General features: G+C 59.6%; 12 protein-coding genes. 2 read left to right on the top strand and 10 right to left on the bottom strand.

Annotated elements, in window-relative coordinates:
* Positions 1-191: 191 nt before the first annotated feature.
* From BHC62_RS16125 to BHC62_RS16080, 10 genes are all read right to left on the bottom strand, one after another.
* Complete coding sequence (locus BHC62_RS16125) at positions 192-2153, bottom strand: DUF4105 domain-containing protein (RefSeq protein ID WP_070995497.1); 1962 nt, start codon at positions 2151-2153, stop codon at positions 192-194.
* Positions 2150-2470: a DUF2388 domain-containing protein gene (locus BHC62_RS16120; RefSeq protein ID WP_029290409.1), complete on the bottom strand. Its 321-nt coding sequence runs from the start codon at positions 2468-2470 to the stop codon at positions 2150-2152. The genes BHC62_RS16125 and BHC62_RS16120 overlap by 4 nt, the downstream gene beginning before the upstream one ends.
* A 26-nt stretch (positions 2471-2496) precedes the next feature.
* A complete protein-coding gene (locus BHC62_RS16115; protein WP_070995496.1) occupies positions 2497-2805 on the bottom strand; it encodes a DUF2388 domain-containing protein in 309 nt (102 codons plus the stop codon).
* A gap of 186 nt (positions 2806-2991) precedes the next feature.
* Positions 2992-3312 carry a DUF2388 domain-containing protein gene (locus BHC62_RS16110; protein WP_029290413.1) on the bottom strand — a complete coding sequence of 107 codons (321 nt, stop codon included), beginning with the start codon at positions 3310-3312 and terminating at the stop codon, positions 2992-2994.
* 314 nt (positions 3313-3626) lie between these two features.
* Entirely contained in the window at positions 3627-3842 is a 216-nt protein-coding gene (locus BHC62_RS16105) for a DUF1127 domain-containing protein (protein ID WP_007911656.1), read from the bottom strand.
* A gap of 318 nt (positions 3843-4160) precedes the next feature.
* Positions 4161-5654 (bottom strand): acetyl-CoA hydrolase/transferase family protein, encoded by a 1494-nt coding sequence (locus BHC62_RS16100; protein WP_029290419.1) that lies wholly within the window; start codon positions 5652-5654, stop codon positions 4161-4163.
* A gap of 180 nt (positions 5655-5834) precedes the next feature.
* Positions 5835-7271, bottom strand: a complete 1437-nt coding sequence (locus tag BHC62_RS16095) for an NAD(P)(+) transhydrogenase (Re/Si-specific) subunit beta (RefSeq protein WP_029290421.1) — start codon at positions 7269-7271, stop codon at positions 5835-5837.
* Complete coding sequence (locus BHC62_RS16090; protein ID WP_003233786.1) at positions 7271-7591, bottom strand: NAD(P) transhydrogenase subunit alpha; 321 nt, start codon at positions 7589-7591, stop codon at positions 7271-7273. The genes BHC62_RS16095 and BHC62_RS16090 overlap by 1 nt, the downstream gene beginning before the upstream one ends.
* A 15-nt stretch (positions 7592-7606) precedes the next feature.
* A complete protein-coding gene (locus tag BHC62_RS16085) occupies positions 7607-8728 on the bottom strand; it encodes a Re/Si-specific NAD(P)(+) transhydrogenase subunit alpha (RefSeq protein ID WP_029290427.1) in 1122 nt (373 codons plus the stop codon).
* A 447-nt stretch (positions 8729-9175) separates the two neighbouring features.
* Positions 9176-10075: a LysR family transcriptional regulator gene (locus BHC62_RS16080; RefSeq protein ID WP_029290430.1), complete on the bottom strand. Its 900-nt coding sequence runs from the start codon at positions 10073-10075 to the stop codon at positions 9176-9178.
* A gap of 157 nt (positions 10076-10232) precedes the next feature.
* Here BHC62_RS16080 and BHC62_RS16075 point away from each other — a divergent pair, with 157 nt between their 5' ends.
* Both BHC62_RS16075 and BHC62_RS16070 read left to right on the top strand, forming a co-directional pair.
* Complete coding sequence (locus BHC62_RS16075; RefSeq protein ID WP_029290432.1) at positions 10233-11414, top strand: acyl-CoA dehydrogenase; 1182 nt, start codon at positions 10233-10235, stop codon at positions 11412-11414.
* A gap of 13 nt (positions 11415-11427) precedes the next feature.
* The gene (locus BHC62_RS16070) at positions 11428-12648 is read left to right on the top strand and encodes a CaiB/BaiF CoA-transferase family protein (protein ID WP_029290435.1); all 1221 of its coding nucleotides are present in this window, start codon (positions 11428-11430) and stop codon (positions 12646-12648) included.
* Positions 12649-12899 lie beyond the last annotated feature (251 nt).

Raw genomic sequence — 12899 nt, 5'->3', positions numbered from 1 at the left:
CTATTGCCGGTAGTGAGGGCGATCCTAATCGCGAAAGCTTTCAGCCAGCTTTCGCTGGAAAAACAGGTTTCAGGTGGATGAGGTTCACTGTAGGAGCGAGCTTGCTCGCGAAGGTCGTGAACGTTAAGGCGCGTTTGCGGGGTAAACGCGGTATGTTCGGGTTTTTCGCGAGCAAGCTCGCTCCTACGGTTTTAAGGCAGTTGCAGCCCGCCAGCGGCCTTGTGCAGCGCACGCAGATGTTCGCCAACCTGCTTGAGATTGGCCTCGCAGGCGGCAATTTCCGCCGCGCGCGAAGGTTCCAGCAGCGCCCTCACCTCTTTATCCAGGTCGCCGGTCAACGATTGCAGCTGTTTCTGGCGCAAGGCGCTTTCTGATTCCAGGCGCTGCCATTCCTTGGGTTGGGGCAATCCATAACCGCTGCTGCCGAGCAGTTCCGCCGGGCGGCTGAGGAAGCCGCTGTTGGCGAGGATCTGCTGCAGCGTGGCATCGGCCTTGGCCATGCCGCCGTTCTTCAGTTCGCGGGCGCCGAGGTAGCGTTGCTTGACCTCGTCCTGGGCGAGCATCAGTTGCTTGCGAAAGCTGGCCTGTTCCAGCAGCAGCAATGCGGCGCTGGTGCGCAGGTCGGCCTTGTCGAACCACACCCTGCGTTGCTCGGCGCTCAAGATCAGCCAGTCTTCGACCTGGGTCTGCGGGATCGGCAGGTGCTTCTTCAGCACCTCGAACATCGCCTGGTAGCGCTCACGGAAGGAGTCGAAGTGATAGCCCAGGCGCAAGGCCTCACGGCGGTCGTCCAGCACGCTGGTGTCGGCCAGCCCACGGGCCTTGAGGACTTCCAGCAAACCATTGGGGGTGATGTTGTCCAAGGCTGTCAGTTGCGGGTTGGCGCTGCCGCTGCGCAGCAGTTTCAGGCCTTCGACGGCGCAGTTGTTGGAGAGGAAGTAGTAATTGCCGTCGTAGCTCCAGTGCATTTCGGCGGCGTGTTCGACGGTGTCGTTGATCTCCTGGCGCGTGAGAATCAGGGGCACGGAAGCCAGGCCACGCAGTTCGGTCTTGGTGTATTCGTCGATCACCTGGGCCAGGGGCAGTACGAACAGGCGCGATGGGTACTTGCCCACCAGGCCGTCCCAACTCGACAGTTGTACGTCGCCGACAAATGCGCGGTAGGACAACACCAGGTGCTGGTCCAGGTCCAGGCGGCAATCCGGGCCACGTGGGCGGCCCGGCGCACAGATCACCAGGCGCAGCATGCTGTGGCCCCAGCGGCTCACCAGGTTCTGGTTGGCTTCGGCCAGCAGGTAGTCGATGGCGTATACGCGCTCGGGGTCGACCTGGCCCAGGGGCGTCTTGGCAAAATCGTTGCCGGCATTGAGGAAGGCGAAGGTGTTGGCGCAAGCGTCCTTGGCTGGCGGGGCCCAGCCGAAGTGTTGCTGGTAGTAACGGTACAGCGCGGGACGGCGGCAGGCGTAGCTCGGGTCAAGGAGGAAGTACTCCATGTTGACCGCGACGAACTCCTTGGGGTTGGTGATTTCGTACAGGTCCGGGCTGCGGGCCACTTGCCGGTTGTGCTGCTCGCGCTCGCCACGGCGGCCGACGTATTGCGGCCAGCCGGCCAGGTCAAGCAAGCGTGGATCGTCGCTGAGCGTGAAGCGCCGGTCATTCTGGCCACGGCATTGATCGGGCAGGCCAACCAGGCCGGTGATGTTGTTCTGGCGGCTGCAGCGTCGGATCAACGAGCGCTGGTCCGTGGGCCACAGGCGCGCGCGATCATAGATATGGGTCAGTTCATGCAGAACGGTCGCGAGCAGTTCTCTGCGCACGGTGCCGTGGGGGCGCTGGGTCTGTTGGGTGGCGGCGGTGCCGTCAGTAAGGCTGGCCAGCAGTTTGCGATTGAGGTCCAGTTCAGCGACCAGCGACGCCTGGCCATAGGCATTGGCGGGCATGTCGTCGGTCCAGCCGACGTCGATGCGCCGGTCCAGTTGCTCGATGAAGCGCGGCGGGAGCGCCTGCATCGCTTCATCCAGCAATGCCTGGCTGGCCTGCTGTTGGGCCGGGCTCAAGCCGTTGGTCTTGAGCCGCAGTTGCAGGCTGGCCTGGGCGGCGCTGGCAGTCAGCAGTACCGTCGTAGCCAATAGCCAGGCGGTGAAGCGCCTCACAATGCGAGGATGGCTTCGGCGAGGACCTGGTCGCTGGCGTCGCGGGCTTCTGGCACGCGGGTTCGCAGGGTGTCGAAGGCGGCCTCCAGTTGCGCGCCGCGGATATCGCCATTGCTCGCGACAAAGCTGGCCGCGTCATCGTGGGCTGCGCGCACGACTTTGGAGTCACGGATGGAGGTGGTGGTGTCCGAGGTGAAATCAATGGTGCGGCCGAAAGCACGAACAATGATGTTACTGGTGGCCACCAGGGTTTGTGCCTGGGCGATATCTGCCAGCAGGAACAGGCCGAGAGCAGCTGCGATCAACGGGCGACGCATGGAATGACTCCAAAAGGTAAAGATGATTATTGGACGAGAATTGCCTGGGCCAGTTCAAGGTCACTGGACTTAAGTTTTGGCTCGGTGCGACGCAGGTAATCCAGCGCGCTCTCCAGCCGGGCGCCCCGCCATTGGCCGTCAGTGGCAATAAACACAGCAGCGTCATCCTGGGCTGCCAGTATCAATTTACGATCGAACGGCGCCGAGGTCACTTTACTGGTGGCATAAGCGCTGGCGACGACGCCTTGGGTGGACAGATCAAAGGCCTGGGCCGGAGCGGCGCCGCAGATGGCAAATATTGTGGGAGCAATCAACAAGCGGTATGAAAAAGCCATGGGACTCGACAACTGAAAACGAGCGCCAAGGCTAGCGCAATGCCCGGGCGAGAGCCAGCGAGCAGGCCGACTACTGTAGGAGCGAGCTTGCTCGCGAAGAACCTGAGAGCGCAGTGTTTTAGCAGTGAGCCCCGCGTTATCGTTCGCGATCTTCGCGAGCAAGCTCGCTCCTACAGTGAGTCAAGGTCAGATGGCGAGGATCGCCTGGGCCAGTTGCGCGTCGGTAGCGGTGTTGAGTTGGGGGGCTTGCTGGCGGATCTGCGCCAGGGCGCTTTCCAGCTTCACGCCACGGATCGCGCCTTGGCTGGCAACGAAGCTGGCGGCATCGTCGCGTGCTGCGCGCACGACTTTATTGTCGCGAAGGGACGAGGTGGCATCGGAGGTGGCGTCGGAAGTGGCTTTGAGCGCGCCCACTATCGAGTCGGTGGTCACGATCAGGCTGGTGGCGCTGGCATTGGCAGCAACGGCAAGCAGGGCTGCAGCGCTTAGCAAACGAAGACGGGACATGGGTGGCTCCTGTGGATGAGACGAACTGATGACGCGATAGTAGCTGGCGCCTATCTGTTCGGGTAGTACGCAGTGGGAAGTCGCTGCCTGAAAAGGGTGATTGACCGCTACAAATTAAACCGATCCAAAATTGTACTGGTCTGTGTTTGTGTTTTTTAAACTGTACTTGTTGGCGTGCTGGAAAAGGCCGTCAAGCAGCCTTTTCCGACCGCCAGAACAACAAAACCCGCCTCCGGTTACCCGGGGCGGGTTCTGCTACAACAATTCGGGGTGCTGGCGGTGGACCCGGTAGGTCAGGGCCAGCGGGCGCTAAATCAGCGCCAGAACGGCTTGCTCAGCTCTTCGTAGCGTTGAGCTTCGCTGATCCCGGCATCGGCCAGCAGACGCGAGTCCAGACGAGCCAACTGGTGGCGGCTGGAGATGCGGCGCTGCCACAACATCAGGTTGGCGATAACGCGCAGAGGCAGGGAAGCCTGGGTGTTGACAGCTTTATCTTCGAAGAACAGTTCGGAACTGAGTGTACGTTCCATGATGACATCCTTCCGCTTGTGGCGGGATTAGGTAGTGGTTTAACTGATGCCAATGATCCTCCTCCGGCGCAAGACTCTCTAGATACAGTTCACCTGTATTGTGAGGGGCCAGTTAACTGTTTATAGGGGCTGTACTGTACAGAAATGGGGCAACTGTACCTGTCGGCACTGATTTGGTGCGTTTTGGGTGTTATTGGAAGGATTTGTAGGGTTTTACGGTAGGAAATGACCGGTACAGCAGTACAGTTTTTTCCATATGAGTCGCAAGCAGATCCGGGCGAATACAACTGTGTTTGCATCCGCCCGGGTCTGTGTTGATCAACCTTTGAGCATATGCCCGGTTTCTTCCAGGTTGATGTGCCAGCTCAGGGCTTCGCGCAGAATATGCGGGGTGTGCCCGCCGATGGCGCAGGCGGCGGTGTAGTAGTTGTTGAGGGCGTCGCGGTAGTCAGGGTGTACGCAATTATCGATGATCACCCGTGCCCGCTCCCGTGGCGCCAGGCCGCGCAGGTCGGCCAGGCCGATCTCGGTCACAAGGATGTCGACGTCATGCTCGGTATGGTCGACATGGCTGACCATCGGCACCACGCTGGAAATCGCCCCGCCCTTGGCAATGGACTTGGTGACAAAGATCGCCAGGTGCGCGTTACGGGCGAAATCCCCCGAGCCGCCGATGCCGTTCATCATCCGCGTGCCGCAGACATGGGTGGAGTTGACGTTGCCGTAGATGTCGAATTCCAGCGCAGTGTTGATACCAATGATGCCCAGGCGGCGCACCACTTCCGGGTGATTGGAAATTTCCTGTGGGCGCAGCACCAGCTTGTCCTTGTAACGCTCCAGGTTGCCGAACACGTCGGCATTGCGCCGCTCCGACAAGGTGATCGAACTGCCCGAGGCAAAGCTCAGCTTACCGGCGTCGATCAGGTCGAAGGTCGAATCCTGCAGCACTTCGGAGTACATGGTCAGGTCTTCGAACGGTGACTCGATCAGGCCGCACATCACCGCGTTGGCAATGTTGCCAATCCCAGCCTGCAGCGGGCCGAGCTTGTTGGTCATGCGCCCGGCATCCACTTCCTGCTTGAGGAAGTTGATCAGGTGATTGGCGATCCACTGGGTGTCACTGTCAGGCGGCGTCACCGTGGAGGCGGAATCAGCCTGGTTGGTGATGACGATGGCGACGATCTTCTCTGGCGGGATCGGGATCGCAGTGCTGCCGATACGATCATCTACCTTGACCAGCGGGATCGGGGTGCGGGTCGGGCGGTAGGTCGGGATATAGATGTCGTGCAGGCCTTCCAGATTCGGGTTGTGCGCCAGGTTGATCTCGATGATCACCTGCTTGGCAAAAATCGCGAAGCTGGCCGAGTTGCCCACGGAGGTCGTAGGCACGATATGGCCTTGCTCGGTGATGGCCACGGCTTCGATGACCGCGATGTCCGGCAGCTTGAGTTGGTTGTTGCGCAGTTGTTCGACGGTTTCCGACAGATGCTGGTCGATAAACATCACTTCGCCGGCGTTGATGGCCTTGCGCAGGGTGCTATCGACCTGGAATGGCATGCGGCGCGACAGCACGCCTGCTTCGGTCAGTTGCTTATCCAGGTCGTTGCCCAGGCTGGCGCCGGTCATCAGGGTGATTTTCAGGGGCGAGGTCTTGGCACGCTCAGCCAGGGCGTGGGGCACAGCCTTGGCTTCACCGGCGCGGGTAAAGCCGCTCATGCCGACGGTCATGCCGTCCTCGATCAGGGCGGCAGCATCGGCGGCGCTCATGACCTTGTTCAACAGCGAAGGCAAGCGGATACGATCACGGTACATGGATTGTTATCTCGGGCAACGGAGGCAAGGTGGGCAGTCTAGTGATTTCAAAGGCTTTCGTCCCGCTACCATGGTCGAATGCCAGGTGGCGATTTAGAGCCTTTGGTCGGGTTTTTCCCGTTAATAAAAAACCCCAGCCTACGGGAGGCCGGGGTTTTGGGTATTGCGCTGGAGCAGTGTTTATTCGACGGCCTTGACCATGTCTTCGATGACCTTCTTGGCATCGCCGAAGACCATCATGGTTTTGTCCAGGTAGAACAATTCGTTATCCAGGCCGGCATAACCGCTGGCCATCGAGCGCTTGTTGACGATGATCGTCTTGGCCTTGAAGGCCTCGAGAATCGGCATGCCGGCGATCGGCGATTTCGGATCGTTCTTGGCGGCCGGGTTGACCACGTCGTTGGCGCCGAGCACCAGCACCACGTCGGCCTGGCCGAACTCGGAGTTGATGTCTTCCATCTCGAACACCTGGTCATAAGGCACTTCGGCCTCGGCCAGCAGCACGTTCATGTGGCCAGGCATGCGGCCGGCGACTGGATGGATCGCGTACTTCACGGTGACACCGCGATGGGTCAGCTTCTCGGTCAGCTCTTTAAGGGCGTGTTGCGCCCGCGCTACTGCCAGGCCATAGCCCGGCACGATGATCACGGTGTCGGCGTTGGTCAGCAGAAAGGTGGCGTCGTCGGCCGAACCGGACTTCACCGGGCGCGCTTCTTTCGAGCCCGCTGGCCCTGCCGCATCCGGCGCGTTGCCGAAGCCGCCGAGCAGTACGTTAAAGAAGGAGCGGTTCATCGCTTTGCACATGATGTACGAGAGGATCGCGCCGCTTGAGCCCACCAGGGAGCCGGCGATGATCAGCATCGAGTTGTTCAGCGAGAAGCCGATCCCCGCTGCAGCCCAGCCGGAATAGCTGTTGAGCATCGAGACGACCACCGGCATGTCGGCGCCGCCAATCGGGATGATGATCAGCACGCCCAGCACAAAGGCCAGGGCCAGCATCACGGCGAAGGCAGTGAGGTTGCCGGTGAACATGAACACCAGGCCCAGGCCTAGAGTGGCCAGGCCCAGCACCAGGTTGAGCTTGTGCTGGCCGCCGAACTGTACCGGTGCGCCCTGGAACAGACGGAACTTGTACTTGCCCGACAGCTTGCCGAAGGCAATCACCGAGCCGGAGAAGGTAATGGCACCAATGGCTGCGCCGAGGAACAGTTCCAGGCGGTTGCCCGCAGGAATCGCGTCGCCCAGTTGCTTGACGATGCCCAGCGATTGCGGCTCGACCACTGCGGCAATGGCAATGAACACCGCGGCCAGACCGATCATGCTGTGCATGAAGGCGACCAGCTCCGGCATCTTGGTCATTTCTACGCGCTTGGCCATGATCGAGCCGGCGGTGCCGCCGATCAGCAGGCCGACAATCACGTAGCCGATGCCTGCAGTGGCGAGTTCTGCACCGAGCTTATAGATGAGGCCAACGGTGGTGAGTACCGCCAGGGCCATGCCGAGCATGCCGAACAGGTTGCCGCGTCGGGATGTGGTTGGGTGCGACAGGCCTTTGAGGGCCTGGATGAAACAGATCGACGCGATCAGGTAGAGCGTCGTCACGAGGTTCATGCTCATTACTTCTGCACCTCTTCTTTAGCCTTGGGCGCTTTCTTCTTGAACATCTCAAGCATCCTACGGGTAACCAGGAAACCGCCGAACACGTTAACGGCAGCCAGGGCCACGGCCAGGGTGCCCATGGTCTTGCCCAGCGGCGTGACGGTGAGTGCAGCCGCAAGCATGGCGCCAACGATCACAATCGCCGAGATTGCGTTGGTCACCGCCATCAATGGCGTGTGCAGTGCGGGGGTGACGTTCCAGACCACGTGATAACCGACATAAATCGCCAGCACGAAGATGATCAGGTTGTAGATACCGGGGGAGATAAGCTCTTCCATCGTCTGAATCCCTGCTTAGGCGTTTTTGCGGATGACTTGGCCGTCGCGGCACATCAGGCACGCGGCGACGATGTCGTCTTCGAGGTTGATTTCAAACTGCCCTTCCTTGGTGAAGACCAGCTTCAGGAAGTCCAGCAGGTTGCGCGCATACAGGGCCGAGGCATCGGCAGCGACGGCACCGGCAAGGTTGGTCGGACCGCAAATGGTCACGCCGTGTTGCACGACCACCTGGTCGGCGACGGTCAGCGGGCAGTTGCCTCCCTGGGCCGCGGCCAGGTCGATCACCACGGAGCCTGGCTTCATCTGGGCGACGGTTTCGGCGCTCAGCAAAGTCGGGGCCTTACGACCCGGGATCAGGGCGGTGGTGATGACGATATCGGCTTGCTTGGCGCGCTCATGCACGGCCAGGGCCTGGCGCTGCATCCAGCTGGTGGGCATGGGGCGTGCGTAGCCGCCGACGCCAACGGCGCATTCGCGCTCTTCGTCGGTCTCGTAAGGCACGTCGACGAACTTGGCGCCGAGGGACTCAATCTGTTCCTTCACGGCCGGGCGTACGTCGGACGCTTCGATGACTGCACCCAGACGCTTCGCCGTAGCGATGGCTTGCAGGCCGGCGACGCCGGCGCCGAGGATCAGCACGCGGGCGGCTTTCACCGTGCCGGCGGCGGTCATCAGCATGGGCATGAAGCGCGGGTAGTGATGGGCCGCCAACAGCACCGCCTTGTAGCCGGCAATGTTGGCCTGGGAGGACAGCACATCCAGGCTCTGCGCACGGGAGGTACGCGGGGCGGCCTCCAGGGCGAAGGCAGTGATGCCATGTTCGGCCAGCCGGGTGATGGTTTCGTTGCTGAACGGATTGAGCATGCCCACCAGCACGGTGCCGCTTTTAATCAGCGTCAGCTCGCTGTCGCTGGGGGCGACCACCTTGAGAATCAGCTCGGCGCCAAACGCCTCGCTGGCACTGCCAATGGTTGCGCCTGCCGTTTCATAGGCACTGTCGACGACACTGGCTTTGACACCTGCACCGCTTTGTACAGTGACCTTATGGCCCTGGCCGATCAGCTTCTTGATGGTTTCCGGGGTTGCAGCAACCCGCGTTTCACCGGTCTGGGTTTCGAGAGGAACACCAATGTGCACGTCAAATCTCCTGCATGATCTTTTTGCTTTTGATTTTTGTAAAAAGGCCAGTGCGCCGCGAGTGGCGCAACTGGGGCGGCCGATCAGCACGACCCCGCTGAAATGACAGCAGGGCGCGGCATTTTGCAGGCGAACTTTACGGCCTTCAAGGGATTATGACGGGTGACGAAAAATTAACTACAAGTCACCCTGTGACTGATTGTCGCAATCCGCTGGAATAACCTCTTTAAATACAGGTATTTAAAGGCTTATGGAGGGAGAAGGCGATTTTTGCAATTGTCGACATGAATGGTCGGTCATGGGCGGTGAATAAGCGCTGTAGAGCTTATAGCTATTGGCTTTCAGGCCATTTTTCTGTGGATCGGTACAGTCTGTGTAAAAGCGACATATAGTTATATCTGTAGGGCTTTTGTTTTGTTGACTACAGAGTCAGTAATCTGCGAGCGCCTAGAATTGCCGGCTGTAACGTTGTGCCTGATCAACCAGCCAGTCTCGAAAGGCGTGCAGTGATGCGGATTCGACCTTTCTCTCTGGAATCATCAGGTAATAGGCCTTGCTGCTGGTCAGGGCCTGTTGGTTGGCGATCACCAACTGTTTCTCGCCCAATTCCCGCTGAATAAGAAACGGTGGGATCAAGGCAATGCCCATGTCATGCATGGCCGCCTGGGACAGCATGGAGAATAGCTCGTAACGTGGGCCTGTCATGTCCCGAGGGATGTTCAATTGTTGTGCGTTGAACCACTGGCGCCAGGCGTAGGGCCGTGTGGTTTGCTGCAGTAGCGGCAGTTCCGCGATTTCTTCGGCGCTGAAATGCGAGCGCTGCCCAAGCAGTCGTGGACTACAGACGGGCAGTGGGTTTTCACCCATTAACCTGTGGGACTCGGTGCCGGACCAGTCGGCATCGCCAAAATATATTGCGGCGTCGAACTCGGTGTCAGCGAACAGGAACGGGCGGGTCCGGTTGGTCAGGTTTACCGTGACTTCGGGGTGCTGCTGCTGGAAGTCCTTGAGTCGTGGGATCAGCCACTGGGTACCGAACGTGGGCACCACCGCCAGTTCGATCACATTGGCGCCTTGCTGGCCCATCACTGACAGGGTGTCGCGTTCCACGGCGTCGAGTTGCGTTGCCACTCGCCGGCTGTAGGAAAGCCCGGCTTCCGTGAGCTTTACTCCGCGTCGCGAGCGCCGAAACAGTTCGACACTCAAAAACTCCTCAAGGCCGGCGATCTGTCGGCAGATCGCGCCCTGGGTAATGGAAAGCTCCTGTGCGGCCTTGGTAAAGCTCTCGTGGCGGGCCGCCGCTTCAAAACTCACCAAGGCCGTGGTGCTGGGGATCTTCCTGCGCATGTACCGTACCCTCACTAATAAAAGGCGGTTTTGCCCTTCTTAATCGCTACGGAGTGAGAAATTAGCACAAGGCTATGCAAAAACCTCGTTTGCCCTCCTCGCCTGCCCGGCCTAGGCTCCATGCACGACTTTTGATTTACTTCGCGAGGAATCACTCATGGGCGGTAAGGCAAGCTTCAACTGGATCGATCCACTGTTGCTGGATCAGCAGCTCACCGAAGAAGAGCGCATGGTGCGCGACAGTGCCGAGCAATTCGCCCAGGACAAGTTGGCGCCGCGTGTGCTTGAAGCCTTCCGTCATGAAAAGACCGATCCCGCAATTTTCCGTGAAATGGGTGAGACCGGCCTGCTGGGCGCGATGATTCCCGAGCAGTACGGCGGCAGCGGCTTGAATTATGTCAGCTACGGCTTGATTGCCCGTGAAGTGGAGCGCGTCGATTCTGGCTATCGCTCGATGATGAGCGTGCAGTCGTCCCTGGTGATGGTGCCTATCAATGAGTTCGGCACTGAAGCACAAAAACAGAAGTACTTGCCCAAGCTGGCCTCGGGTGAATGGATCGGTTGCTTCGGCCTGACCGAGCCAAACCACGGTTCGGATCCGGGTGCGATGATTACCCGGGCGCGCAAGGTGGATGGCGGCTACAGCCTGACCGGCAGCAAAATGTGGATCACCAATAGCCCGATTGCCGATGTGTTTGTGGTCTGGGGCAAGGACGACGCCGGCGACATCCGTGGTTTTGTCCTGGAGAAGGGCTGGAAAGGTCTGAGTGCGCCGGCGATTCATGGCAAGGTCGGTTTGCGCGCTTCGATCACCGGTGAAATCGTCATGGACAACGTGTTTGTTCCTGAAGAAAACATCTTCCCCGATGTGCGCGGCTTGAAAGGTCCTTTTACCTGCCTGAACTCGGCACGCTACGGCATCTCCTGGGGCGCCTTGGGGGCTGCGGAGTTCTGCTGGCACACGGCGCGCCAGTACACCCTTGATCGCCAGCAGTTCGGGCGTCCACTGGCCGCCACGCAGTTGATCCAGAAAAAGCTCGCTGATATGCAGACCGAGATCACCCTCGCCTTGCAAGGTTGCCTGCGTCTGGGGCGGATGAAAGATGAAGGAACCGCGGCGGTGGAGATCACTTCGATCATGAAGCGCAACTCCTGCGGCAAATCCCTGGATATTGCCCGTATGGCTCGCGACATGCTCGGTGGCAATGGCATCTCCGATGAGTTCGGGATTGCCCGGCACCTGGTCAACCTGGAAGTGGTGAATACCTACGAAGGCACGCATGACGTCCATGCGCTCATCCTTGGGCGCGCCCAGACTGGTATCCAGGCGTTCTATTAATAGGAGGTTAACCATGGGCGCGCTATCGCATCTGCGGGTACTGGATTTGTCACGGGTGCTGGCGGGGCCTTGGGCCGGGCAGATTCTTGCTGATCTCGGCGCTGAGGTGATCAAGGTCGAGCGGCCTGGTAGTGGTGACGATACGCGCGCCTGGGGGCCGCCCTTCCTTAAGGATGCTTATGGTGAGAACACCAGTGAAGCGTCCTACTACTTATCGGCCAATCGTAATAAGGAGTCGGTGACTATCGACTTCACTCGGCCGGAGGGGCAGAAGCTGGTCCGGGACCTGGCGGCAAAGTCGGATATCTTGATCGAGAATTTCAAGGTGGGCGGGTTGGCGGCGTATGGCCTGGACTACGAGTCGCTCAAGGAGCTCAATCCGGAGCTGATTTACTGCTCTATCACCGGGTTTGGTCAGACGGGGCCGTATGCGGCGCGAGCTGGCTATGACTTCATGATCCAGGGGTTGGGTGGGTTGATGAGCCTGACGGGGCGCCCTGAGGGTGATGAGGGGGAAGGTCCGGTCAAGGTCGGCGTGGCGCTGACCGACATTTTGACTGGGCTGTACTCTACGGTAGCGATTCTGGCGGCTATGGCGCACCGCGATCATGATGGTGGTGGTCAGCATATCGATATGGCGCTGCTGGATGTACAGGTTGCCTGTCTGGCCAATCAGGCCATGAATTATCTGACGACAGGTGTGTCGCCCAAGCGGCTGGGGAACGCGCATCCGAATATCGTTCCGTATCAGGATTTTCCCACCGCCGATGGCGATTTCATCCTGACCGTGGGCAATGACGGCCAATTTCGCAAGTTTGCCCAGGTCGCGGGGCAACCGCAGTGGGCCGATGATCCGCGGTTTGCTACTAATAAGCTGCGGGTGGCCAATCGGGCAGCGCTCATTCCATTGATTCGTCAAGCAACGGTGTTCAAGACCACGGCCGAGTGGGTGGCCCAGTTGGAGCAGGTGGGTGTGCCGTGTGGGCCGATCAATGATCTGGCGCAGGTGTTTGCCGATCCTCAGGTGCGGGCACGCGGGCTGGCTATAGAGTTGCCGCATCCGCTTGCGGGCAAGGTGCCGCAGGTGGGGAGTCCTATGCGGCTGTCCAAGACGCCGGTGGAGTATCGCAGTGCGCCGCCTCTGCTGGGTGAGCATACGGCTAAGGTACTCAGTGAGGTGCTGGGGCTGGGGGCATCTCATGTGGCTGCCTTGAAGGAGGCGGGGGTAATCTGAGGGGGGTTCTTCTATATAGAAGGGATTTCTATATGAGCGCAGCTGGTTGTTTTTTAATCGATCGTAACTAATTGATAGAAAAGCAAAATCAAGGGTTGACGGCAAATTCTGGGAGTCTATAATTCGCCCCACTTCCGGCGCAGTCGAAACGTAAAACTCCTTGGTAAACAATGAGTTATGCGAGATTCGACAGCAAGTTGCTTCAGTTTATCGAAGCCAAAAGGAAGTTGAAAAAGAGGTGTTGACAGCAG

Source organism: Pseudomonas sp. 06C 126 (assembly GCF_001855215.1).
Lineage (GTDB): Bacteria > Pseudomonadota > Gammaproteobacteria > Pseudomonadales > Pseudomonadaceae > Aquipseudomonas > Aquipseudomonas proteolytica.
This window is presented reverse-complemented; position numbering and strand designations above follow the sequence as displayed.